The 25,481-nt window shown below is 63.6% G+C and carries 16 protein-coding genes and 1 pseudogene; 10 read left to right on the top strand and 7 right to left on the bottom strand.

Annotation, left to right across the window (positions count from 1 at the left end; all coding sequences use genetic code 11):
- The first annotated feature begins 132 nt into the window (after positions 1-132).
- The 6 genes and pseudogenes from DEIPI_RS37950 to DEIPI_RS35660 all read left to right on the top strand — a co-directional run bounded on the left by DEIPI_RS37950 (position 133) and on the right by DEIPI_RS35660 (position 11,609).
- Positions 133-1,935, top strand: coding sequence for a hypothetical protein (locus DEIPI_RS37950; protein ID WP_157463718.1), 1,803 nt, complete (start codon positions 133-135; stop codon positions 1,933-1,935).
- 190 nt (positions 1,936-2,125) lie between these two features.
- Positions 2,126-2,833, top strand: a pseudogene (locus tag DEIPI_RS36740) (IS5 family transposase); the annotation flags it as partial.
- A 1,504-nt stretch (positions 2,834-4,337) separates the two neighbouring features.
- Complete coding sequence (locus DEIPI_RS0115650; protein WP_027482402.1) at positions 4,338-4,913, top strand: hypothetical protein; 576 nt, start codon at positions 4,338-4,340, stop codon at positions 4,911-4,913.
- An 817-nt stretch (positions 4,914-5,730) separates the two neighbouring features.
- Positions 5,731-7,530, top strand: a complete 1,800-nt coding sequence (locus DEIPI_RS36745) for a glycoside hydrolase family 18 protein (protein ID WP_169737132.1) — start codon at positions 5,731-5,733, stop codon at positions 7,528-7,530.
- Between the two features lie 345 nt (positions 7,531-7,875).
- Complete coding sequence (locus DEIPI_RS0115660) at positions 7,876-8,094, top strand: hypothetical protein (protein ID WP_027482403.1); 219 nt, start codon at positions 7,876-7,878, stop codon at positions 8,092-8,094.
- A gap of 98 nt (positions 8,095-8,192) precedes the next feature.
- Positions 8,193-11,609 carry an ATP-binding protein gene (locus DEIPI_RS35660; RefSeq protein ID WP_052351767.1) on the top strand — a complete coding sequence of 1,139 codons (3,417 nt, stop codon included), beginning with the start codon at positions 8,193-8,195 and terminating at the stop codon, positions 11,607-11,609.
- Positions 11,610-12,039: 430 nt separating this feature from the next.
- Here DEIPI_RS35660 and DEIPI_RS36750 read toward each other — a convergent pair whose 3' ends face one another.
- Both DEIPI_RS36750 and DEIPI_RS41910 read right to left on the bottom strand, forming a co-directional pair.
- Positions 12,040-12,924 carry an MBL fold metallo-hydrolase gene (locus DEIPI_RS36750; RefSeq protein ID WP_169737133.1) on the bottom strand — a complete coding sequence of 295 codons (885 nt, stop codon included), beginning with the start codon at positions 12,922-12,924 and terminating at the stop codon, positions 12,040-12,042.
- 501 nt (positions 12,925-13,425) lie between these two features.
- On the bottom strand, positions 13,426-13,548 hold the full coding sequence (locus DEIPI_RS41910) for a hypothetical protein (RefSeq protein WP_281173228.1): 123 nt from the start codon (positions 13,546-13,548) through the stop codon (positions 13,426-13,428).
- 876 nt (positions 13,549-14,424) lie between these two features.
- Here DEIPI_RS41910 and DEIPI_RS0115675 point away from each other — a divergent pair.
- A complete protein-coding gene (locus DEIPI_RS0115675) occupies positions 14,425-15,360 on the top strand; it encodes a tyrosine-type recombinase/integrase (protein WP_027482404.1) in 936 nt (311 codons plus the stop codon).
- Between the two features lie 158 nt (positions 15,361-15,518).
- Positions 15,519-16,136: an MFS transporter gene (locus tag DEIPI_RS0115680; protein ID WP_027482405.1), complete on the top strand. Its 618-nt coding sequence runs from the start codon at positions 15,519-15,521 to the stop codon at positions 16,134-16,136.
- 103 nt (positions 16,137-16,239) lie between these two features.
- Here DEIPI_RS0115680 and DEIPI_RS0115685 read toward each other — a convergent pair whose 3' ends face one another.
- The 5 genes from DEIPI_RS0115685 to DEIPI_RS0115705 all read right to left on the bottom strand — a co-directional run bounded on the left by DEIPI_RS0115685 (position 16,240) and on the right by DEIPI_RS0115705 (position 21,460).
- Positions 16,240-16,725, bottom strand: coding sequence for a hypothetical protein (locus DEIPI_RS0115685; RefSeq protein ID WP_027482406.1), 486 nt, complete (start codon positions 16,723-16,725; stop codon positions 16,240-16,242).
- A gap of 11 nt (positions 16,726-16,736) precedes the next feature.
- On the bottom strand, positions 16,737-18,767 hold the full coding sequence (locus DEIPI_RS0115690; protein ID WP_027482407.1) for a hypothetical protein: 2,031 nt from the start codon (positions 18,765-18,767) through the stop codon (positions 16,737-16,739).
- Positions 18,764-19,600, bottom strand: a complete 837-nt coding sequence (locus tag DEIPI_RS31625; protein WP_052351768.1) for a PP2C family serine/threonine-protein phosphatase — start codon at positions 19,598-19,600, stop codon at positions 18,764-18,766. The genes DEIPI_RS0115690 and DEIPI_RS31625 overlap by 4 nt, the downstream gene beginning before the upstream one ends.
- 35 nt (positions 19,601-19,635) lie before the next feature.
- Entirely contained in the window at positions 19,636-20,316 is a 681-nt protein-coding gene (locus DEIPI_RS0115700; RefSeq protein WP_027482408.1) for a vWA domain-containing protein, read from the bottom strand.
- Positions 20,317-20,413: 97 nt separating this feature from the next.
- Positions 20,414-21,460: a DUF1963 domain-containing protein gene (locus DEIPI_RS0115705; protein ID WP_052351769.1), complete on the bottom strand. Its 1,047-nt coding sequence runs from the start codon at positions 21,458-21,460 to the stop codon at positions 20,414-20,416.
- Positions 21,461-22,311: 851 nt separating this feature from the next.
- Between DEIPI_RS0115705 and DEIPI_RS0115715 the strand changes: the two genes are divergently transcribed.
- Positions 22,312-23,430 carry a threonine aldolase family protein gene (locus DEIPI_RS0115715; protein WP_027482411.1) on the top strand — a complete coding sequence of 373 codons (1,119 nt, stop codon included), beginning with the start codon at positions 22,312-22,314 and terminating at the stop codon, positions 23,428-23,430.
- Positions 23,431-23,717: 287 nt separating this feature from the next.
- Positions 23,718-25,169: a DHA2 family efflux MFS transporter permease subunit gene (locus DEIPI_RS31630; RefSeq protein WP_045234445.1), complete on the top strand. Its 1,452-nt coding sequence runs from the start codon at positions 23,718-23,720 to the stop codon at positions 25,167-25,169.
- The last annotated feature ends 312 nt before the right edge of the window (positions 25,170-25,481 follow it).

A 25,481-nucleotide genomic window follows, 5' to 3' on the forward strand; every position in this document is an offset into this window, starting at 1 on the left:
CGGTTGAAAGGCAGAAGGCAGGCGGGATAGGTGGCTCCACGCCCACGGCTGTCACATCGTCGTCACAGCCCGAGGGGAGCATAAGGGTGGGCTCTGGCGGAGGGAAGTCGTCAAAGAGCGAGGAGGAATGGCATGAAGACTTGGACGAAGTTGACGCTTAGCCTGACGCTCATCGGTGTAAGCGCCTGCACCGTGAAACCACCACAGGAAATACCAGGGGGAACTTCCTCCAACACCACACAGCGTTTGTACGAACATGTTGGCGACCGGGCGAAAGTCAGGGAGGACATTCTCGGCATTCTCAGTGACGTCGGCCTGACGCCGTCCATATCTGCCGAGACGAGCTCGTTGGTCGCTCAGACGCCGGCTGTGATGTACGACTTTGAGGTAGATTTCCTCGCTAACGGCTTTCAGAACGGGCTGTTGGTCCCTGCGACGGCCTGGGCCGAACACGTCGCGTCCCTCGGCTTTGTCGGGATCGACGGGCAGAGTCCACTCACCCAGGCGTACATTGCTTCTCGAGTCGGCGACCTGCCTTTTCAGGCAGAGGTCGAGCCTGACGAGCGTCTTCTTAAGTTCGTGTTTAAACTTGGGCAGGAGCGGGCGAGACGCAACGGGAGTGCTGCCCCAGACCCGGTCTGGGGTGATGAGTACCTTGACCCGTTGCAGATGGAACTGCTCAATCTGAGTTTGTTGCTCGTGGCACGAGACAATGAGGATGTTGCAGCTCCGGCGCTGATGGCAGCTCAGCAGCTTGAGACGCAGAACTTTGGTGCAATTCTTGGGGGATTGAAGGAAGTCGCTGCTGCCGGGGGCGCAATCAAGGGAATTGTGTCGCTGGTCAAGGACATTACTGGTATATCTCCTCCAAATCTAAAGGAAATGGCGACGACTAACATAGCCGCCGCGTGTATTAATTCAGTCCTCTTTAACACGAGTGTCCGAGTAGACGCCAGTCCATACTCAATCTGGAGAAGGTTTGAAGGCAAACCGTACCAGAGTGAGCTGATTGCAACAGCAAAGTTTGATACTGGCATGATAACGCCACGAGTGTCGGCCGTACTGCAGATGCTAAACTGCCCTGTCCCCACGACCAGTTCTTATTCGGGTCTTGACAGCAGTTGGTTTTTGGATGAAGTACTCGATGAAAACGGAACGCTTTCGGTGGCGAGCGTAAAAACTGACGTGCAAGGGGTCGCCAAGACAACCTATACCACGAGAGACGAGATGACTCCGACAGGACTTCAAACGCAGGACAACCTTGTCAAAGAGACGGGCAAGGCTACTGTTAAACTCTCGGGATTTAATAAAGAATGGCCTAAACTCGAGACATATATGTCCATCGGCCTGGCAAGCAAAACCCAATCCACAACCATTGATGTTAGTCACTACAAGATTGCAGGCTGGTCGGGAACGATTAAGGCGGTTAATGTAGGACCGGAAGGCACTAAAAGAGAGATGACGGCTAACGTATTATATGCGCTCAAGGAAGGCTCAGATCCAGGGGCAAAGTTTGTGGAGTATACACTTGTAAACGGTACTGCGAGTTATTCTATATCGGGAAAGGACGGAGACTGCACTATTATACCAAAGACGATTGTGCGAGATATTCCCACAGTGGTCGGCAACAGTGCCAAATGGATATATATCGATACATCAAGACAGCCCAATCACTATGGCGCCTCACTCGGGTGGTCTACGGAAGCTGTAAAAGGCATGAATGAAGTGGCTCAGGAAAAGTGTCCGACTCCATCAGGTTCAGAAATAAAAAATGTGTGGGACGGAATGCTCGGCCCATTGGGATTAATCTGGGCTACGTCAGACTATGCCGATGTATTTCAAAATAGAATGAACGATGCAAACGACCGTATGGAAGGAACCTTCGCCGTGGGAGGCTCGTTATATACTTGGAAACTCGAAAAGATTTCAGAATAGTAGCCTGACATTAAACATGCTGGCCATTCCTCAAGTCGCCATGATTCAAAAAACGCTGTCCGCTCAATTGATGAAGTGTTTGTAAAAAATCGTTAGACTGATGGTCGATCGGTACATGAAACGATCTCAAAAGCCCTTCAGGGCGTGATGTCACGCTGAAGGCGTGGAACTGACCGAGCCGCAATAGAAGCTCGTCGAACCTCTCTTCCCACCACCCAAGGCCACCGGACATCCCCGCCAGAACGACCGACTCGTCCTCGAAGGCGTTTTGTGGGCCCTGCAAACGGGAGCGCGCTGGAAAGACCTCCCTGCGCGGTTCCCGCCGTACCAGACCTGACCTGCCACCGCCGCTTCCAGCAGTGGGTGCGTTCCGGACTGCTCTACCGCATCCTGCAAGCGCTGTACAAGGATCTGGTCGAGCGCGGGCAGGTCAAGCTCGACGAGTGGAATACCCTCGGCTGCTTTGTGCCCGCCAAAAGGGGGGCTCTGCTGTCGCTTACGGTCCCCGAGGCAAGGGGAGCAACCGCCATGGTCTACCTGTCGCTCTGCACCTTGCCCCTGCTGCCCCGCATGAAGTTACCCTGGTCCACAGCACTCTCAACGCTGCCTTCGGCCTCGATCACCCTGCGCGAATGATCGGGGACACCGCGTACGACAGCGATCTGCTGGATGAGCAGTTGGCCGCCGAAAGCGTCGAGATGATCGCGCGCAACCGTAACGGACCAAGACGCAGGATGGCCGCCCGTTGCGGCGGGCGAAACGGCGGTTCGTGGTGGAGCGGCTGCTCGCGTGGTTGCAGCGGTTCCGGCGCGGGGTAGTGCGGTACGAGCGATTCGCGGAGAACTACCTCGGGATCGTTCAGCTTGCCGCGATGGTCATCCTGCTGAGGCAGTTTTGAGACTGACTCATCTACTCGTACGATCAACGCTTTCATCTCAGCCTCCAAGCTGTCCTTGCTGCGGAAGCCGCCTCACCTCAGCCATCTGTTCATCAGCCGGGAGAACCACCCTTTGGCAAGTTGAACCGGTGGGCATGCAGTGCAACTGATCTCTCAGCCTCTTCCGACACGACACGCATCTTGGTGGACGCCCAGGAACGGACTGTTACAAGCGCTCATTGTGAATCTGAGAGCCGCTCCAGTGGCCAACATCCCGCGAGACACGAGAGGAACATTTGACGTATGCCGCTGAGTTTCGAGTTGAGCAGGCAACCCTGGCGGGAGGTCGAAGATACGACAAGCACCAGCCGCACAACGAACGCGTAGGGCAGTGACGAGCGACTGAAGCCGCCGTACGCAGGAGGTGCTGATCACTGGGGCCGTGAAACAGCCTCTTGGTCAGCGGTCACAGGCCCGTCACAACGGCCGCGGTAAGTTCGGCATGTCTTTGACGAACCGCGAACTTGCAGCATTTGACTGTTAAGGATAAGCGAAAAGAAAGGAGTATCTATGTTTGAGGTAAAGATGCGATTCTTGCGAGGTATCGTCATCTCAATCAGCACGGTGAGTGGAATGAGTGCTTGTGGCGAGAAAATAGCTGCCGGTGCAGTTAACGATGAATTGATCGGTATCTGGACCAGTGGAGGATTGACAACCAGCGCCATTTACGATCCCGAGACAGACTCATGGCGGAATGACGGAGGCTCTGGCGCTGCCTATACGTTCTATGCGGACGGCACATACGAGGCGGCACGTCGAGCGCGAGGCCTTGGAACATGTGCAGTAGTCATCAAGTCGTGGCAGCGGGGCACTGTAAGTGGAACGGCATCTCCTATGACACTTATTCCGAGCGAGAGCGTCGTACGTAGCGAAAACTCATGCTACGGTAATCCCACAGATGTAAAGAATGCAGCAAAACCCACCTCGTACACCTGGAAATCAACGGGGACAACTCTGACCCTAACTGATGCTAGCGGTAGCATTACTACCCTGACGTACAAGTAGTGTACCGAGCAGATGAAATACTAACTAAGGGGTGTGTTGAAAATGCTCTATATCTAAGCTTCAGTGCCCTGTAACAAAGCGCCTTTCGGTCCCTTTTGTGGACGGCAACCATCGAGCTGATCGTCATGGTTTTCTGACTATCAGCAGTATGTTGTGTTGATCCTAGACACGTTCTGACGTGATCACTTGACCTGAACGTGAGCGTCATGCTGAAGGATGGTGGGGAATGTGGGGCAGGGCCGCGCTCGCCTCACTGCGATGTTCCGCCTGCGAGGCAAAGACGCCCAGGTGGCCGGCGTCGTCACGCGCCAAACATGGCCGCGGCAGGGTCACAGCGGCGTCACACCGTACGACCTATGTTGCCTTGTCGCGGTGGTGCATGTTGAGACGCTTGGTGTGTATGTAGCGTCACGACCGCCGAACGAGGTACCTCATAACGACGTGAGGAAGGAGCAGGAACATGAATGTATCGAGGTTGGGTTGGGTGACGGTCGTGACGTCGGTAGGCTTGCTGGTTTCCGTCCTCAGGGAGAATCAGATCGGAGAGGAACTCGCCAGAAGTGACGTGGTGGCCGCGCTGAGCAGCAGTGTGTTCGCGGTAGGGTGGTGGTGTGCCCTGTTGGGACTCGTTCAATTACGCGCCGCAGGGTCGACGCGAGCAGGCCGAGGAGTCCTCAACGTCGGTCTCGTCCTCGTGGGCGTCGCGGCGCTTCAGGGGGTGTTTGATGTTTTGCGGCTGCATACGCTCCCCGTGTACTTCATCACCGACGTGGCTTGGCCGCTCAGCATGCTCTGGATGCTGGTCATCGGTGTTACCGTCGCGCGAACCTGGAGTCTTCCTGTCCCGATGAAGTTCGTCCCCTTGTTATGTGGCACGGCCTTCCCGCTGTGGGTTATCGTCGGGGCGATTCTCGGGAGGAACACGCCGATCTTATCGACAGCATACGTTACAGCAGCATGGATGGTGTTGGGAGTTGTCCTGATCGTCGCGCGGCGTGCAGGGAGTGTCAGCGTCACCGCAAGAGCGGAAGCTTAGCTCCTCGCTCCGTTGGGAGTTCGGTGAGCCAGCACGGGTACGTCACCGAACTCCTGACCCAATGAGCCGTACATGAGCGACGGACCTCTCATGATACCCGACGCACTCGACCTCTGCGCAGTTGACCTCGTTTAAGGGACTTGCTTGGTAATTTAACTCCATCCCTGGTCAGCGGATAGCGTCCAATCCCCTCGGGTATAGCCGCAGCCTCCCTTCTGACGCGGCCCCACACCTTCTGTGCCTACATGTACCGCTGCTTCACACGCCTCAGAGACGCTGCTGTTCGGGCTGACCGACGCGATCCTTACCGCCGGACTTGCGACCAGTCTCGCCCCTGCGCCTGCAACGCGTGGCTATGGCGACCTCACCTCCACGCGGCTCTCCAACACGGACGCTTGAATGTCGGGCGTCTCTGGAGCCTCGTCGCCCAAACCGCCAGGGTGGCGTTGGGCATCGCAGTCGCGGACCGCGCCCTGCACGCGCATGGGAGGTCGCACCCGTCACAAGAGGGCGTCACTTCTGTGAAGCGCGGTAGTGCAACTTCAGCGTCACAACCTCGACAAGGGATGCGTGACCTGCGGACAGATTCTGAAGTCCGGCGGCGCGTGTGGAACTGCGCCTTCGCTTGTCCAAAAAGAAGCGGCGGCAGGAAGCTCGAGTCGTAACGATCCGACCTTCTGTTCCTCAAGGCGTCTGGCCTTCCTCAGCAGATGTACCATGACGCATTTTCAAGTCTGGCCGGTTTCCTGTTCCATGGATAGCTGAAGGAAGAATCGATGTCACAAGCCGGTCACATCTGGCTTTGTACATAGATTCTGTGCTCAGACCCTCCTCAATTTTGCCAGTCTCCCTCCTTGCGCTCACCTACGCTCTTGGAAGTTGCGCGTCCGGTGACCATCCACAGCAGACATCGTCGTTCGCGGTAACGCTCGCCCCTTCATCGCTCGTCGTCGAGCAAGGAGCTTCGGGCCACGTGAACGTGCGGCTTGACCGCGCTGACGGCGTATCTCAAGAAGCGGTGAGTATCACCGGGTTGAACGTCCCCAGCGGTATCACCATTCCTCCAGCGACGCTTGACGCAGCAGCGGAGCAGGTCGACCTTCCTTTGCATGCCGCGGCGGACGCGCCGCTCGGGACGTCCACCTTGACTGTCCGCGTGAACGACGACCACCACGTCGCGTCAACCACACTGACCTTGCAGGTCGTACCGAGCACCAAGGGCAACCCGGTCGACGTGGACGTCTTCACGCTTGACGGGCAGTCCGGACCGGCACCACTCGACACCGGCCTGACCGTCCATGCTGTCGGTGGCGGTCAAAGCGTCGACTGCCAGTTGGACTTCGACGGAGATGGAGCGTTCGAAATGGACTTGGGGGACTGCCGCACGACCCGCGCCATTCGGCATACCTTCGCTCACGACGGAGCTTACGCACCTACCCTGCGCGTCACGAGCGGAACGTATAACGTGACACGCTCCGGGTACGTGCGTGTCGGATCGAACCTCAAGTCGCCCTGGGTTAGCGGCTACTACGTAGGATACGACGCCGACTACCTCCCTCCAAACGCTGTGGACTTCAAGAGCATGACGCACGTCATCCTTGGAGCGGCGTTGCCCCAGAATCCAGTAACGGCAACGGGAACTCGTCCTCCACTGCGCTCGGACTTTTACCAAGGAGCCGCGGGCGCAGCTTGGGCGAAGTCCACTGTCGACTTGGCGCACAAGAACGGCGTCAAGGCGCTGGTCATGATCGGTGGGAGTGACAGCAACATCGACTGGGAACATGCAACCAGCCCTGCGAACATGCCAGGTTTCATCAATGCCCTCGTCAAACTTGTCAACGACTACAGCTTCGACGGAGTGGACCTGGACTGGGAGGAGTTTCCGCAGGACGACGAGGCCAAGCGGAACGAGTACTACGCCCGAATCCGGACGATTGCGGAGAGCCTGCGCAAACAACGCCCATCGCTCCTGCTGACCATGCCGGTCGGCTGGATGAACGCCAACTACGACCAGCCGGATCGGGCTCTGGTTGACCTCGCGCCCTTGTTCGACCAGGTCAACATCATGAGTTACGACATGGCCGGCGACTGGGGCGAGTGGAACAGCTGGCACTTCTCCGCCCTTCAGGATGAAGGTGTCCGCACACCTTCGTCAATGTCGAGCAGCGTGGCTCGCTACATCGCTGCTGGCGTCGCACCAGAACGCATCGGTATCGGCATCGGCTTCTACGGCAGTTGCTGGCGCGGCGTCACCGCTCCCCGACAGAAGCTGAGCGACTACCCGCTGCCCGACGGCATTCTTCGAAACGGCAACAGCGATGGCGTCAACGAAATGAGTTACGCCAAGATTCGGACCGCCTACGCCGGCATGACGGACGTCTGGGACAATGACGCCAAGGCCGCGTACCTGAGTTACCCTGGTCAGGACGGATACGGACCACAGCACTGCAACTTCGTCTCGTACGAGAATTCACGTTCAATCGCAGAGAAGGGTGCGTACGTCCGAAAAGTGCAGCTGGGCGGCACGATCATCTGGACGATCAACGAAGGATACCGCCCCGGCGCGACAGACCCACACGAACTCCTCCACGCCGCCCGCGACGCCTTCCTCAAATAGTCCTGAGCCCAAGGATCGTGAGACGCTCGGACGTCATCCGGCAGGAGGTCATCAATCGTTGTACGGGGCGTATCACGCCTGTGGTACGGATCTGAGCGTGCTGATTCAGCTGCTGACACGTCCCTTGTGGTCGCTATTAACCCATGGCTTTCGAGTGAGCGTTCTGATGATTTCCGCCAAGCGTTTCTGCATTTATAACCAACAGTGGTTCACGCGTGAACCACTGTCTCTCCGTACCGATCATCCAAGATCACTCGGTGGACGCGTTGACCTGAGCGCTCTTTTTAAGGACGCGCATGCGGCCGGACAGGGATTCACCCAAGCTACCCGTATGCGCTGGAAGCGTTGCCTTGGACAGGCCGCACCGTAAGGCAGGTCGAGGACGTCTCGGGTGAGGATGCAGACTTCCTCGATGCTGTTGATGTAATAGACGATGACGGGAGCGAGCTGTCGCGCGATGGTAGGTGCGAGTTGTTCTTCCTGCAGGGTGAGGTGAGTGAGATCAAGGTGACCAGAAAGAAGCTCATCACACTGGTGGAGAAGCACACATCGGTCGAGGACTGAGCGCGTGCGCGGTCATGGCGAGCCAATGAAGCGCGCTGCTCCTCGCCGAAACCAACGATGTTCACGCGCCGCCCCACCGTATTCGATAGCATGAAGTGATGCAGACGTCGGACACACCAGAAGCAGTGTGGCGGCTCACTCTGGTCGGCAAGGTGCAGTTGACCGGCCCAGAGGGTCCGGTGCGACTCGAGCGCCGCACGGCGGCGGTGCTCGCGTACCTCGGGGCGTCCGGTGAAACCCTTAAGTACCGTCTCGCCGGTTGGTTGTGGCCGGACAGCGGTGAGGACAAGGCGCGAGCGAACATGCGGCAGCTGCTCCGCCGCTTGCGGCTCGCTGCGGGCGCCGACCTGATCGAGGGTTCGGAGAAGATCCGGCTGAGCTGCGCGGTGAGCGTCGACCTGACGGACCTACAACTGCTCGCCTTCCGGAACGAACACGCGCCCATCCTCGCCGTCGATGGGGAGTTGCTCGCGGACCTCGAGTTCGACGACGCGCCCGATTACGCCGAGTGGCTCGCGGGCGAGCGTGAGCAGCTCACGCAGTTGCGGAGGCACGCGGCGAGCGGTGAGGCCCTGCGACTCGAACGTGCGGGTGACCTGAGCGGCGCGCTCGCCTGCGCGCTCAGGGGTGTACAACTCGAACCCCTCAGCGAGGACGCTCACCGACAGGTCATCCGCCTGCACTACCTGATGGGTGACCGGGGCGCCGCCCTCGCCGCCTTCGAACGCTGCAGAGCGCTCCTCAACGAGACACTGGGCACCGAGCCGATGAAGGAGACCCTCGCCCTCGTCAGCGAAGTGAACCGCGGAAGTGTTCTTCCACGCCTCGCGCCGCGGAAGGTGGACATCCCTTTGAGCGTCCTCAAGCCGCCCCGCCTCGCGGGGCGTGAACGGCAGTGGCAGGTCATGGAGGAGGCGTGGCAGGCCGGGCAGATCATCTTCGTCAGTGGGCCCGCGGGGAGCGGCAAGACACGACTCGTCACGGAGTTCGCCGCAAGCAAGGGAAACTTCGTGCGGTTCGAGGCCCGGCCCGGCGACGGCGCCGTTCCGTACGCCACGGCGACGCGACTCGTCAGAGACATGTTGAAGCGACACCCGGAGTTGCAGGGACGGGATCGACTCGATCCCTGGCTGCGGCGGGAACTCGCTCGCGTCGTTCCTGACCTGATCCAAGAGTCTGCCGCTCCGCTGGCATCAAACGACGACAAAGTCCGCTTCCTCGACGCGCTTGTTGAACTTTCGCGGCTCGCGTGTGCAGACGTGGATGTGTGCATCCTCGACGACGCGCAATTCTCCGACTCCGCGACGACAGAATTCGAAGCTTACCTGTTCAGCAAAGCGTACCCGCTCGGTGAGGTCAGCGGCTTACAACGCTGGATCAATGTGCTTCGACTGGAGGAAGTGTCCGACGAGGCGCGACTGATCGTCCGGCGTCTTGTCGACTCAAACATGGCCGTCATCGTGAATCTCGAACCGCTCGATGTCACTGCCGTGACGGAGATGCTTCGCGGTCTGGAGTTGCCCGAGATGAACGACCATCTCGCTGAGCGTATCGCCATGTACACAGGCGGGAACCCATTGTTTGTCGTCGAGACGGTGAAGCATCTGATCGAGTCGAACCTCCTTGCACGCGGCCTCCCCGAGCGCTTGCCGCCACCGGGACGCGCGGGAGTGGTGATTGAGCAGCGCCTGACGAGGCTGAGCGTCGAGGCGCTCCAGGTTGCTCGAGCCGCGAGTGTACTCCAGAGTGACTTCACGATTGAGCAGGTGACGGCGATGCTCGGCTCGACTACACTCGCCGTCGCCGTCGCATGGGAGGAACTTGAACGGGCGCAGGTGATGACTGGCGAACGATTTAGCCACGACCTCGTGTACGAGTGCGTGGAAGCCGGCATCCCCTCGCTCGTGCGTCGGCACTTGCACGAGCGGGCGGCCAACGTCCTAACTGGCACGAGGGTCAGTTCTCTGCGGCTGGCAAGCCACTGGCTGCGGGGCGGGCGTCCGGACGTGGCCGCACCGCTGTTCCAACAAGCGGCGTACGAAGCCGCTGCCTTCCTGCAGTTCCGCGACGTGAACGTGGCGCTGCAACAGGCCGCGGCGGCGTTCGACGAGGCCGGAGCGCCGGACCGCGCGTTCGACGCCCTCGCAGAAATCATCGAGGGCCTGTGGTCGTACGACCTGGGCGAAGCGCTCGAAGGCGTGGTCGAGCAACTGCGCGCGCGCGTCGTCACTGTGGAGCAGGAAGCGCGAGCCTGGGCTGCACGGGCAAAGTTCCTGCTTGACCACTACGCGCGTCCCGACGAGGTGGAAGCCTGCGCCCTGCAAGGTCTGACGGCGCTCCCACCGCCACCACACGCGTTCCCCCGTGTCCGCGCGGAACTACTCCGGCTCCTGATCGACGCACGTGTAGAGCAGCGCAACCTCAAGGGTGCCCAGGACGCAATCGAACAGGCTCAACACGCTGCGCGTGACGTTCAGGACACACATTACGGCGCCATGCTCGACGTGTCCATCGGGCGGGCGCTATCGGTCTTGTGGTCCGACGAGCGGGCGTTGAGACATCTCGAACGAGCCGTGGCTACGTTCGAGTCAGCCAAGGACCGGCACTACAGCAGCATGGCGATGTTCGCCCTGGCCGCCCAGCTGGAGAAGTTCGGGCAGAGGGAGCGAGCGGCCGCCGTCCGACGCGCCGTAGAAGCGAACTTCACACGAGGCCGGCAGAGCACCGCCATCCAGTACTTCAACGTGCTGCGGCTCGTCGCCAACATGACGCACCAGCACGAGTACCAGGACGCACTCACCACCTGGGACCGCGCCCGCACCCTTCTGAGGGACCTCGGCAGACCGGAGGGACTGCTGTACCGCACGTACGCTGACCTGCTGTGGGCGCTCGGTGATGTGGACGGGACGATTGAGGCGGGCGAACGGGCCCTCCGAAATCCGGATTGGGCTGACACCGGATGGGGCGTCGCGCATCTGCGCCTTGGGCAGGCACTCGCACGTAAGGGCCGCATCCGCGAAGCGGTGAGTGCGTTGGACCACGCGCAAGCGTTCCTCGAAGGGACTGGACTGACCTACGCGACGTCGCGCCTGCTGCTCGCCCGAGCTGAGCTTGCGCGGACGGACGTGCGTTATGACTTGATCTTGAAAGCGTCGACCCTGGCGTATGACGCGGGACACCGGGAACTTGTGCCCATCGCGCTCGCCGCACAAGTGGAGGTCCTGATAGACCTGGGGGAGACGCAACTCGCGCTACGCACGGCGGACGAGGCGGTGGCCGCGCTTGACCTCACGCTGCCACGAGAGGATAACCTCACCCCATGGTTGGCTCAACATCACGCCCGACAGGTCACTGAAGAGGCGGACCCGTCGGAGCCGCTCGCGCAGGCGTGGCGTTGGCAGTTGCGGATGCTGTCCGAGCGCATCCCAGCTGCCTACAAACAGCACTACCTCTCTACCCCCGCGAGCGTCACCCTCCAGCGGCTCGTGCAGGCTCCTCTCGCCAAGGCGGACTGACAGCCCCGCCCAAGCACCGAGAGGAGAGACAAGGCACACAACGGTCACTTTGGCGGCCAGAAGAAGCGCGTCATGGTGAACCCATGTGCTGTCGCTTGGTCATCCCGACCGGATCGGGCGCATAGCTCGGCGTCCCCGTTGCACGGATGACAGCGAGGCGCGAGCCCCCCGATCGTACATTACGGTAAGAACACGCCACGAGGCGTCCCCTTCAACCTACGCCCGCATCACGCAGCGACTCTCACAGGTGGACAGGCTGGGCCGCAGGTGTGCCAAAGTCTCAAGTTAGACCGCAGGCTGAAGCGCGCTTCCCCTGTGCCCACGAGATGAACCGGCATGCACGACGCCGGATGAAACGCTGTACGGCCGGTGGACGCTCGCATCAACAGGTGTGAGGCGTCCGAACGAACCTCGTTCATGGTCATAGCGCTTATCGTCCGGATTCCGTATCCCGAGTCGAAGCTGCTCGTCGCTGAGCCACGTACCTCCTCAGGTTGTGCCCGAACGCTTCCGGCGACGCGAGCCTTTCGAAGGCGGCGGGCATGGGCTGTACGGTAGAGGCCTGCTCCACCTCCGCGGTCGACCACCCGCGGGTGAGGTCTGCCAGCGCATGCAGATAAGTCCAGGTGTCTTGTAAAGCGTCCACCGACGACGAACGTCCGTGCCCCGGAATGACGACCGCCGGGTCATATGCCTTGAGCTGTTCGAGCGCGGACACCCATGCGTGCGTGGCACCGTCCGTGAGCCACGGGTGGTGCCCCGAGACGGCGACATCGCCTGTGAACAAGATTCGCTCGAATGGCAGCCAGAGTACGGTGTCGCTACCCGAGTGGCACGCACCGAGCGGAACGAGGGTCACGTGTCTTCTTGTTCCATGCAGCGTCAGTGGTCCTGAGAACGAGACGTTGGGGAGCGTTGGATGTACAAGCGCGGCGGCCCGGATTTGCTCCTGCAGCTCGTGTGTGCTGAGGCCAGACTGGGCAGCGGCGGAGGGATCGTCAAGTAGGCGACGGCATTCGGCGTATGCGGCAGTAAACGCGTCAAAGCGGGCGTGCATCAGCTCGTGAGTCCGTGCTTCACACATGAGCAGCGCGCAATCCACGAACTCCTGATTCCCAAGTGAGTGGTCCAGGTGATGATGGCTGTTTACGACCACGTCGGGGAGACGACCGGTGAGTTCAACACATGCCTGCCGTAATTGCGCGCCTGCAGCGGGTGTGACGAACGTGTCGAAGACGAGCGTGCGATCACCCAGGTCGATGATGCCTGAGTTTGCCTGACAAGCGTCCGCGTCATCCGAGTACGCGGCAAACACGCCCGGCGCGACCTGCTCAGTAACGAACGGAGCCGAAGGCGGTGGGGAAGCTGGAGCGCTTGTGTCACTCATATCTGCTGTATCTGATCGTTGACGTGCACGAGGGATTTCTCCTTGCCTTTTGCCTAGAGCGTGGTTGTGCTCGGCCGTCGCCGTTGGCCCGGGTCGTTGTGTTGAGTTCTGACGGTGAAGTGTTCTACCCGGTTGATGGTTATGCCCACTTCAGCGGTGGGGGCAAGAGCTGAGCTCGAACGTAGGGAATCGGCGGACGCCGACGCCAACGCGGTCCGAACGCTCCTCACCTACGACGATGACGGCCAGTTGCTTCACGACGTCAAGAGCGCAGAGGGCTTAGGGGCACAGACCTCACTGGCTCAACGCTGAGCGTATGGCGACTAGCAACACAAGCCTGAAATCATGGTGATCTCAGACTTGAACCACATTCCTCGCGCGATGGGATAGCATCACGCTGCGATCAATGGCTCGACGAGCCACCCGAGATCAGGTAACTTCGAACTCGACCTTACTCCACGCGACCTGTGCTGACGAGCTCTTCGCCGTTTGTGCAAGAGCAACGGTCGGAACAACGAACACAAGGACCAGCAGCGCGATCCGTTTGATCATACTTCACCTCCTGTTCGAAACGATCTTGTGAGAAAAGGTGTGACCATACTGTGACGCTTCGTCGTGGACACGTCGCTCACCATGCGCGTTTGTGTTGAACCACAATGCAACCCGCTCCTGCGTGTTCCGGTTAGGCCGCGGGCACGGGTCAGGAGCGAGTGGTACTCGACCCGCTACTCCCAACTTAGACATGCTGTTGGCCTGCACCTGTGCGTCGTCCTTTGATTTCGCGTTGAACAACACGTTATTGGATGTCACCCGTGAACGTCTCCGTTCCGGCCCCTCCTGACGCTGCGCCGCTTACGCTGAGAGCGTCACCAGAGTGCAGGCCACGAGATCGGGAGGTTCACGCCGCCGAAGACTTCACCGACGAGGAGGTCGCCGGGCTGTTCGAGGAAGTGCTGCGGCGGGCCGCGAGACGCTGAAGTGGCGCTGCGCTCACCTTGAAAAGGCTGGGCGGATGGTCACGGCGCGACCTCGAACTGGTCAGTGATGACTCCTTCGGCAGGATCAGCCGCGCCGTGCGTGACCAGGCGGTCAGGGATGGGCGGTCGTCTCATTCGCGCTCCTGAGCGTGGCGAGCGCGAATGACGTATAGCCGGAGTTGTGGTGGGCAAGCGGCCGTTGGACGATTTCGTGCGGCCGGGTATGGAAACCCTCGGGAGGGGCTCGAAGGGCCTTCTCGTCGTTCCTAGCGCCTCATCTTTTTCTCATTGTATGTGGGGTTGGCTCGTCGGGGCGAGCAGCTCCTGGCCTGCGGGCCTGCCTTCGACCGCCTGACCATGACCCCCTAAATTCTCAAGCAAGGTCATAGTGATCAGCAGCGCCCACAATTTCCCTGTCAAAGAACACTGCTTCTTTGATTAAAATAGACTCATGACCCTTGACGTCCGCCGCGACTCGACCGCGCTCGCCGCCCGTACGGACGAAGCCCTCCGCGTCGACGCGGTCCGCGCCACCCGCGACTACGACCACGACCTCCTCGCCACCCTCGTCGAGGCCTACCTCAAGGAAGGCAGCAAAAAGGGCAGTCAAGGCAGCCCTCTCACCGCGGTCGAGTACAAACGCGCCACGCGCCGCTACACCCTCTGGGCGCAAGGCGAGGGCGTTACCCTCACCCGACCCGGTCGTCGTACCGGCGGCCGCTACCTCGCCCACCTGCAAGGACAACAGTTACAGCCGGCAACCGTGGCCAAGCTCATCGCGGGTGCTCGCGCCCTCTACCGCGCCCTGAGATGGGCAGGCGCGACCGACACCAACCCCTTCGAGGATGTCACTCCGCCCGCCGATCCCACCCCCGCCATCGAAAAACGACCTCCCTACGACCCGGACGTCCTCGAAGCCGTCCTCGCCAAATGCGGCGACCCGTATGAGCGTGCGCTGCTTCTCCTCACCGCACACGCGGGCCTGCGGCTCGCCGAGGCGCTCGCGCTGCGCCCACGCGATGTGCAGCGCGGCGTCGCTGTGGTTCACGGCAAGGGTGGCAAGCGCCGCCGCGTGCCCCTGAGCCGCCGTCTGCAAGACACCCTTGGCACCCTCCCCGCCCAAGTGGCCCGACCGGGCTTCGTCCTGCCGTACAAGGACTACTGGCAGGCGGCGCGCCCCATCCGATTACGTTTTAAGCAGGCGGGTTATATCCGCGAGTGGCGTGGCTTCCATGGCGCGCGAAAGGCCGCTGGAACGCGGCTTTACACCAAAGTCGGGGATTTCACTCGCGTGGGCCTGTTCCTCGGGCATGCCAGCGTCGACACCACCCGGAGGTACGTCAAGGTCGAGGAGCACGACGTCGCCACACACGTTCTCGACTTCTAAGGAAGCTAAACAACCATGAGCCGCCCGTACCCTGCGCGGATTCACGTTCCTTCTCCCAGAAGGCACCTCGGGCCCTTGAGGCCGTGTGGTTCGGCGTGACGGGAAGGTCCGTCATTCAGCGTACCCTGATTGTCTGTTGAAGCTCCGGAGACACCGCGATGATCGCCATGACGGCGCTGTTCGGCGGGGCGATCCTGCTGCCGCTGTACTTCCAGACGATCCGCGGCCTCGACACCCTCCAGACCGGCCTGCTGCTGCTGCCCATCGGACTCGTGATGGGCCTCCTGGCGCCCTTCGTCGGCCGGCTCTTCGACCGGATCGGACCCCTGCCGCTGGTCGTGCCGGGCGCCGTCCTCATGACGGGTGTGCTGTGGACCTTCGGCGGCATCGACGCCCGGCCGCCCGTGTCGCTGCTGCTCGGCCTGCACCTCGTGCTGAGCGTCAGGCTGGCCCTGCTGTTCACCCCGGTGTTCACCAGCACCCTTGCGCCGCTGCCCGCACGGCTGCACTCGCACAGCTGCGCGATCCTCAGCACCGCGCAGCAGGTGGCGGGCGCGGTGGGCACCGCGCTGCTCATCACCGTCATGGCCGCCCGCACCACCACCCTGACGAGGGGGGGCGCGACGCCCCTCGCGGCGCAGACCGCGGGCCTGCACACCGCGTTCGTGCTCGCGGCGGGCATCGCGGTGCTGGCGGTGCTGCTCGCGCTGACACCACGCCGCCCCACGGCAGGTTCGACCCGCCCCGAGGACGGGGTCATGAACGCCACCGACTGAGGCGCAGCGCACTCGATGTTCGACTTCACGCCATTCACGTTCTGAACGCAGCCGGACCTTCCATTTTCGAAGTCGTCGCCGAACCCGCTTGGCACGTCCGCCCTCAAGGCATCTGGGAGAGCTCCTCCTCAATCGCCTGTTGGAACAGCGCGCGTCGTCGCGCCTGATACTCGGCCATTGCTTGTTGCTGCGCCCGTCCGAGCCGCTGCTGTAGAGCCTCCGCGCGTCCCACAAACACTTGCTCGATCTGCTCCCTCGCCGCTCGGCTCGCCCGACAGCGGAGCCGATGCCCTTCGAGCCACACCACTGGCTCCGCCGCCCGTGAGAGTCGCCGCGTCAGTCCAGCGTAAAAGGCAGCCTCCTCACGACTCTTGAGCGTCACTTCGAAGGTGTGCTCGAGACCCGACAGCTCACGCAGCGCGCCCACAGGATCGGGAACGTCGAAGCGCGCGTCGAGATCCGCGAGTCGAAGACCGTCTCTCTCCAGCCGTCCCAAAAGGAGCGAAACGGCCTTTTCCTTCTCACCGTCGTAGGGGCTGTTCAGGGCGAGCGCGAGCACGCGGCGTAACTGCTCCAGGGAAACGTCCAAGAATTCCACCTTCAATTGAGCGCCAGGGGGCTGCTCTGAATGACGTCGATGGTCTTCTCGCGCTGCGCGAGCTCGACCTTGAGGGCGTGGATTTCCTGCAGCGCCGTCTGTTCCGCCTGCCGCCACGCCAGCACGTCCCGCACGAACTGCGCGACAGCCCCCTCTAGCTGCCGGAGCTGCGCGGCGCGCTGCTGCTCCACCCTCGCCCGTACCGCCTCGACCTCATGACGCGGCACCTGCGCAGGGTCGAACTGGAAGAACTGCTCGAGCGTCTCCCGCCAGTCCTGCAGGTCCTGCTGCCGCTTGGGCCCGACGCCCTTCACCCAGCGGACGTTGGAGGTGACGTCCTTCGCGGTGCGGATCCCGCTCGCGTGCAGGGTCGCGACGAGACTCGCGCCGATGCCGTTCACCGTGCCCGGCGCGATCACGAACTTCGATAGGAACACGTCCAGCGCGCTCTTACGGTGACGTTCGAGCAGCGCCCGCACCTGCCGTTCCTCCTCCAGTTCGAGGAGCCGCAGCTGGGTGCGCAGCCCTTCAAGCGCATGGATCGCCTGACGGTACTTCGACGGCGCGCCCACCGCGTCCAGCCGTCTGCTGGCCTGGTCAAGCTGCTGACGCAGCGTCTGCGCCTCACCCTGATACTGCGTCAGGCTCTGCCGCAAAAGCGCCGCGTACGTCTGATGCTGCCGCTGTTTGAGCTGATCGAGCTGGGCCACGCGTCGTTTCTCCCGCACGGGAGCGGAATTGCGGCTGAAGCTGTACCACGCGAATCCCACGAGGATCAGCGTGAGCCACCAGACACCTGTCTGAACGCTCAGCAGGGCCAGCACGACGTTCGTGATTCCCCACAGCACCGACGACACCTGGAAGGCGCTTCTGGGCGTGTCCAGCGGGGGAAGCGCCGGAAGCGGCAGGGGCGCGGGCCGTACGGTCACTGGAACCTGGGTGGGGGCGGTGGGCACCGGAACGGCCTGCACGGTCCGCCAGATACGGTTGAGTTCCGCTTCGACATCGATCCGTTTGGCGGAGCCGGGCACGCCCGTCTTCGCCGTTGCTGCTCCCGCGTTGCTCGGCAGCGACGCGCACCACGGACAGGACACCCGGCGGTCATGCTGATGCGCGGCGTTCTTCGCGCAGGTCGTGATGTGCGTGAACAGCTCGGCGAGCGCCGCTTCCCACTGCACCGCTGTGGGTCTGCCCGCGTGCGTGGGTGCGAACGCCCGTTCGAATAGCGTCCGCAGCCCTTCAGGCAGACCTTTGAGGGTCAGGGTGAATGGTGGGGGCGTCACGCCCGCCTGACGCTGAAGCGAGTACGCGAACAAATCTTTGGCGATCGCCTCAGCCGGGCTGGGTGTCCCGCCGTCCGCATGCACGCCCGCGTAGGGGTGCCGCCCCTCGAAGAGCAGGTGGAACACCAGCAGCGCCAGCCCGAACAGGTCGTGGTTCATGTCCCGCACGAGGGTGCCGAACCCCTTGCCCTGCAATTCGGGTGGGGTGAATTCCGCTGTGCCGACCGGGCAGGTGAACACCTCCGTCCCGACCTGCACTTGAAAGGAGTCCGTGTCGATGAAGCGGACGACGCCTTGATGCGACACCATCACGTTGCGCGCGCTCACGTCACCCATCAGGTGACCGCGAGCGTGCAGCACCGCGAAGGCCCGCGCGACGTTCCGCGCGACATGCACCAGAAAGCGCCAGTCCGCCTTGGGGAAGTGCTGTTTGCGCGCGCCAGGACGGTACAGCATGTGCAGCTCGTGGTACTCCGCGCTGGGCACGAGCGGCATCAGGAAGCCGCGTACCCCGCCTTTGGGGTCACGCAGGAGGGTCTGCGGCCAGGCGCTCACGCTCTGCAGTTGCGGGTCGGCGGCGCGGACAAGCGCGTCGAGTTTGCGCGTGGCGCGTGCGTCGGGCGGCTGGAGGTAGATCTTGGCGACGACGCCAGCGTCATTCGGGACGGTGTAGACGGCGCCCTGTCCGCCCACGCCGAGCTCACGGCCGAGCTGAACGGTCCGTCCGCTGGGATCGACGTAGGTGGTCATGGGTGCGGTTCGGGCTCGGAGTCGGTGACGAGGAGGGGCTCATCGTCAGGCGTGACGGGCGTCTCTTCCTGAGTCGGCGGTTCCGGCCGCGGGGGGGGCCGGCAGCTTGCGAGGATCAGGGTCTTGTCGTCACTGGTGCGGGCGTTCACCGAGGGGGAGTCGAGGAAGGCGGCGAGTCCGGCATGGAGGCGTGCGTGCGCTTCGCCGTCGTTGTCCTCGAGCGCCTCGACCGCACGGAACATCGGCTCGAAGAACGGCGTGAAAGGCGCGCGGTCCCGCAGGGAGAGCGCCATGGGCTGCAGCCCGTCCGTAAGGAGCGCGACGCGTTCGATCGGTCCTGCGTCGGTCAGGGTGTGGACGTGCTCGTCGGGCACGTCCGTGATGAAGTACGTCTGGTTGGCGTACTCACCATTGTCCGGCCAGAACACCGCTTTTGGCGCTTCACCTGGGCGTTGGGTGACGGTAAGGCCGTCCCCGACCTGCAGGAACCACTGCCGCTCGGGGAGGAGTGCGGCGACGTTGAGGGTGCAGGCGAGGTCACGAAGGGTGACGCCCTGTTCCTCTCCGAGGTTCTGCAGGAGCGTCCGGAGGTTGTACACGAGCGTGACGCCGTCCTGCTCCTCGAGGAAGCTCTCGCCGCTGCTGAGCCGCATCTCCAGCCAGCGCAGCGTCTCCTCGCACGCCAGCGTGCTGCCAAGCTGTGAGTGCCTGGCGCTGCCCGCCCCGTCCGAACTGACGAGCAGCAGCAGCGGCTCGTCGTGTCCGGTGTGGATCAGCCGAACCGCGTGCGCGTCCTGACAGGGCTGCCCGGTGGTGTGATGACCTGTACCCATCACCGAAGCGTGGACGTACCGCCACCCGCTCACGGTCAGACCTCGGCCCATCCTGAAGGATTCTGGAGCGCGACCTTGTCACCGGGGGTGCTCTGCGAGACGCTCTTGAGGCTGGCGGACAGCCACTGGAACAGCTCGCGGAATTTCAGACCGGACAGCGAGAGCGGCTCGCGGGTGGAGAGCTGACGCAGCATGCTCATGTCCGCGCCCTGCACGCCGACGCTGAAGAACGCGAAGGCCTTGCTCTCCTCACCCTTGCGGACTTCCTCGGCGGCGTGACGCCACGCGTCGGTGGGCGCGCCGTCAGTGATGAGGAACACCCAGGGGCGGTACAGACCAATACCGCCCTGGCGGATGGTTTCCTTGCGGCGGCGCAGCATCTCCAGACCCTGTGTGATGGCGGCCCCGAGGGGCGTGTTGCCGTCGGGCTGAAGGTGCGGCGCGGTGAAGTGCTGCGCGGAGGTGAAGTCCATGACCTGACGGACCGGACCGAAGCTGACGATGGCGATCTCGCAGCGGGCGGCGGCGAGCGGGTCGGACGCGAGGTCCTGCTGGAAGAGCTGGAGGCCCTCATTGAGCTGTTTGATCTTCTCGCCGCTCATGCTGCCGCTGTTGTCGAGCAGCAGCAGGACGGGGCAGCGGGGTTCGGGGTTATCCGCGAATTCTGCGAGCGCGAAAGGGTCGTAGGGAAGCTGGGAGAAGTCGCCGCCGGTCATAAAGGCATTCTAGGGCCGCGAATCAGCGGGCACGTCGAACATGGGTTCTGGTCCTCAAACCTCTCTGACCACGCTCGCGGCCGAGGGTCTTCTGTCGTCAGTGGCAGTCCCAGTTGTAATAGACCCGTGAAAAGTCCAGCCGGGCGAGGTCGTCGGGACGGATAAAGAAGTTCGCGATGCCGGTGTCACCCCACATCACCCCGAGGTCCGGTTCGCTGTCAAGCTGGAAGAGCAGGACATGCGGATCTTCCGTGCCGCGAGGGTCATTCTGGGTGAAGTTGGCGTGCCCACCGACCTTCGACGTGAGCGACGTGACCTCCGCGTAGGCGTAGTAGCGGGCGTCACCGAGGGATTCGCCGTCGTCCGTCTCGGTCTCGTCGAGAAAGTCGATTCCGACGAGATCGTCGAACAGTCGGTCCTGCGCGCTGATCACGTCGTCGGCGAGTTCGCCCCGCAGCGGAACCTCGACGCTCGGATCGTGCGGAAGGCAGTCCCATTCTCGCTCGGGAACGGCCGGGTCGAGCTTGCTGTTGTCCTGGGTGACGGTCGGGTGAAAGATGACGCGGAAGGTGTCCTGCGGCTGCTCGTCGAGGGTGCCGCCCTCGCCGAAGTCGCAGCCCATCTGATCGTCGTCGAGGAGGAAGAACTGCGCGAGTCCCTCGCTGGGAAAGTCGTGGAGGTGAGGCAGCTCGGCGAAGTTGAGCTGCGCGAGGAACGCGAGGGTCAGCCCTTCACGTGTGGTGGGCCAGGGCTGGCCGAGTTCGCGGTAAGGGACACCACCGATCTTGCTGCTCCAGGGGGAGGTAGGTCCTTCGGCGCGTTCGAGGCTGATGGCGGGCTTCAGGGTCGCTTCGATGCGAGCGCGGTACGGTTTGAGCACGGCGGGGAGCGTGATGCGTGGCGGCGTGACCTTCTGCTTCTCGCGTTCGCCCATGATGGCGTCGGTGTAGCCTTTGCGGCGCTTCTCGGTGAGTTTCTTCTCCGCGTCGCGTAGGGCGGCGTCCTCGGTGGGGTAGGTCTTGTGCTGGGTTTGGCCGTCGGTGCCGATGCGACCGTAGCGGACGCGGAGGGTGGGGCCGTCGAGGGTGAGTTCGTAGAACTTGTGTTCGCGGCCGCTGGAGAGTTCGAGGTAGTGCCGTCGCATGCCTGTGTGCAGCGTAGCGGGTGACGGTCCTTGAGGTGACAACGTCTGTGCCTTGCGCGTGCCTTACCTGGATGCGTGGAGTGAGGCGGCGTTGGTCGTGTTGGCTGCGGCATCTTTTTAGAAGATGCTGTGCTGGACGTGCTGGTGAGGAGGTAGGAGTGCGCCGTTGTTGCGAGGGCTTCCATCTACGGATCAGAAGGCCAGGAGTTCGAATCTCTTCGGGCGCGCCACAAAAACCCCCATCCAGTGGGGGTTTTTCCTATTGATGATCATTGCGGCGGCAGTGCGCGTGCACGTCGTAGTTCTGCACGTCCGGGAGGGGCACGGCCCGTTGACACGCTTCAGGGCGAGCAGACCATGGCCCTGGAGGTCAGCCGTCCAACCTCCCCGCAGCGAGTCAAGGTGGCACGTCGTGATTGGCTCGGTGCTGTTGCTGGCCGCCTGGAGCCACTGTTCGAGGGTGTCAGGCATTCGTGCCTTCAACGGAGCGGTGGTCACCTCAACGAGCCATGCGAACGAGCCCGGCGGTGTGGCACACCAACTCGTCGGACGGGACGACCGCCGAGGTCGAGCGTTCCAGCATTCGAGCGAAGGGCGCCCTTCCACTCCTGACGTCCAACCCGATAGTGACAGAAGTTCCTGCACGTCCGTCCTGAGAACCGCGCGATGATTTCGCCCCGATGTCGTCTGGGAGAGCTCGTCCTGGATCGCCTGTCGGACGGGCGCGCGTCCGAGCGTTCGGTCCTCCGCCATCTGTTGCTGCCGCGACCGCTCGAGTCTCCACGGCACAATCTCCATACGCCCCGCGAACGACCCGGATTCCACCACTCCACCGTGTGGAAGAATGCCGCATGCCCGCCACGCCCGCCGCAAACACCCTTCGTGACGCCTGCACGCGCGTTCTGAGTCACCACCGCCCCCTGACTCCCCGCGCGTGGTTCGAACGTCTCGCTGCCTCCCCCTACGCCACTCTGGAGCTCGACCAGTACGGACAGGGGGAGGCGGTGCACCTGCTCGAGCGGCGCGTCGCCGAGCTGCTCGGGAAGCCGTCGGCGGTGTTCGTCCCCAAGGGCACCGTCGCGCAGATGGCCGCGCTGCGCGTCCACACGGACCGCCGGGCGGCACGGACGGTCGCCCTGCACCGCATGAGCCACATCGACCTCGACGAGGACGGCGCGATCGAACGCCTGCATCACCTGACGCTGCTGCGCGTTGGGGCCGCCACCGCGCCCTTCACGCCCGCTGACCTGACGTCGATCCGGGAACGGCTGGGCGCGCTGGTGATCGAGCTGCCACTGCGCCGCGCGGCGTTCCAGCTGCCCGGCTGGGCGGACCTCGTGGCGCTGCGGAGCTGGGCGGTGGAGCGGGGCGTGCCGGTGCATCTCGACGGGGCCCGCCTCTGGAGCAGCGCGCCCGGTTATGAACGCGACACGGCGCAGGTCGCGGCGCTGGCCGACTCGGTGTACGTGTCGTTGTACAAGGACGTGGGCGGCCTGGGCGGTTGCGTGCTCGCCGGGGAGGAGGACTTCATCGACGAGGCGCGCCCGTGGCTGGCGCGGCACGGCAGCTTGATGTACCGCTCGTTTCCGCTGGTCGTGTCCGCCCTGGATGGGCTCGATCGGCACCTCCCACGCGTCGCGTCGTACGTGGCGCGCGCACGGTCGATGGCGGCGCGGCTCACGGCGGTGGAGGGCGTGCGCGTCCGACCGGAGGTGCCGCACACGAGCGGGTTCCAGGTGCTGCTCGACGGTGACCCGGACGCGTTGTGGCAGGCGGCGCGCGAACTCGCGCAGGAACACGGCGTGTGGCTGGTGAACGCCGTCGTGCCGACCCCGGTGCCCGGAATCGGCATGGCGGAAGTGCAGGTGGGTGACGCCGCCGAAGACTTCACCGACGAGGAGGTCGCCGGACTGTTCGAGGAGGTGCTGCGGCGGGCCGCGAGACGCCGAAGTGGCTCCCCGCTCACCTGAGAGCCGCCCGTAGTCTGCCCGGATGGACGTTCCTTCTCCCAAGGGGCACCTCAGGCCCTCGAGGCCGCGTGGTGCGACGTGCCGGGTACGTCCGTCATTCGGCGTACCCCGTTTGTCTGTTGCAGCCGTGGGGACGCCGCAATTACACTGAGAGCGTAATCCGGGGCGCTCGCGATGTGCCCGGCGTTCACGAGACCACCCGTCGCCCGCACACCATCGCGAAGTACCCTCTTCACCCGCGTGAAGCACAGCGGACAGGTGGAGCCTCGCACGCCCTGGAGACCCACATGCAACCACCCACCGATCCCACCCCGACGTCTCGCGACCGACTCGTCATCGCCATCCTCCTCGTCGCGTCCTTCACCGTCATCCTCAACGAGACGATCATGAACGTCGCCCTGCCGCGCCTCATGACCGACCTGCACGTCGACGCCTCCACCGTGCAGTGGCTCGCCACGGCCTTCATGCTCACCATGGCCGTCGTCATCCCCACCACCGGCTTCCTGCTGCAACGCCTCACCACCCGCGCCGTGTTCTTCACCGCCATGACCGCCTTCAGCCTCGGCACCCTCCTCGCCGGGCTCGCGCCCACCTTCGAGGTGCTGCTGCTCGCCCGCGTCGTGCAGGCCACCGGCACCGCCGTGATGCTGCCCCTGCTGATCACCACCGTCCTCACCCTCGTCCCACCCCAGCGGCGCGGCGTCGTGATGGGCAACCTCAGCATCGTCATCTCCGTCGCGCCTGCCGTCGGCCCGACCCTGTCCGGACTGATCCTCGGCAGCCTCTCGTGGCGCTGGATGTTCCTGCTGGTCCTGCCCGTCGCGCTCGCCGCCCTGCTGCTCGGCGCGCGGGCGCTCACCAACGTCGGCGAGCGCCGGGAAAGCACCCTCGACGCCCTGTCCGTCCCGCTCGCCGCGCTCGGCTTCGGCGGCCTCGTCTACGGCCTCAGCACCATCGGCACGCCCGCCGGACTCGCGGGCGCCGCGTGGCCACTCGGACTCGGCGTGGTGGCCCTCGCGCTGTTCACGTGGCGTCAGCTTCGCCTCGCGCGGCGGGACGCGGCCCTGCTGGACCTGCGCGCCTTCCGCTTCCCGGCGTTCACGCTGGGCGTGCTGCTGATGATGATCGCGATGACGGCGCTGTTCGGCGGGGCGATCCTGCTTCCGCTGTACTTCCAGACGATCCGCGGCCTCGACACCCTCCAGACCGGCCTGCTGCTGCTGCCCGGCGGGCTCGTGATGGGCCTCCTGGCGCCCCTCGTCGGTCGGCTCTTCGACCGCGTGGGACCCCTGCCATTGGTCGTGCCGGGCGCCGTCCTGATGACGGCCGTGCTGTGGGCCTTCGGCGGCATCGACGCGCGCACGCCCGTGTGGCTGCTGCTCGGGCTGCACCTCGTGCTGAGCGTCGGTCTGGCGCTGCTGTTCACGCCGGTGTTCACCAGCACCCTCGCGCCGCTGCCCGCCCGGCTGCACTCGCACGGCAGCGCGATTCTGAGCACCGCGCAGCAGGTGGCGGGCGCGGCGGGCACCGCGCTGCTCGTCACCGTCATGACTGCCCGAACGGCCGCACTCACGCGGGGGGGTGCGTCTCCGGTCGCGGCGCAGACCGCGGGGTTGCAGGCGGCCTTCGTCCTCGCGGCGGTCATCGCGGTGCTCGCGGTGCTGCTCGCGCTGCTTCAGCGCCGCTCCACGGCGGGCCCGGGTCTCCACGAAGACGGGGCCCTGAACGCCGCCGACTGAGACGCCGGGCGGTCGACGTCCGCCCTCACGCCCTGCACGTCATGAACGCGGCCGGACCCTTCCATGAGGTCCGGCCGCGTCATTCCATCTTCGAGTTCGTCGCCGAACCCGCGTGCCACGCCCAGACTCAAGGCACCTGGGAGAGCTCCTCCTCGATCGCCTGTTGGAACACCGCGCGTCGACGCGCCTGGTACTCGGCCATCGCTTGTCGCCGTGCCCGTCCGAGCCGCTGCTGGAGCGCCTCCGCGCGTCCCGCGAACACCTGCTCGATCTGCTCCCTCGCCGCTCGGCTTGACCCTCAAAACGCCTGAC

It is taken from the genome of Deinococcus pimensis DSM 21231 (genome assembly GCF_000519345.1).
GTDB classification, from domain to species: domain Bacteria; phylum Deinococcota; class Deinococci; order Deinococcales; family Deinococcaceae; genus Deinococcus_A; species Deinococcus_A pimensis.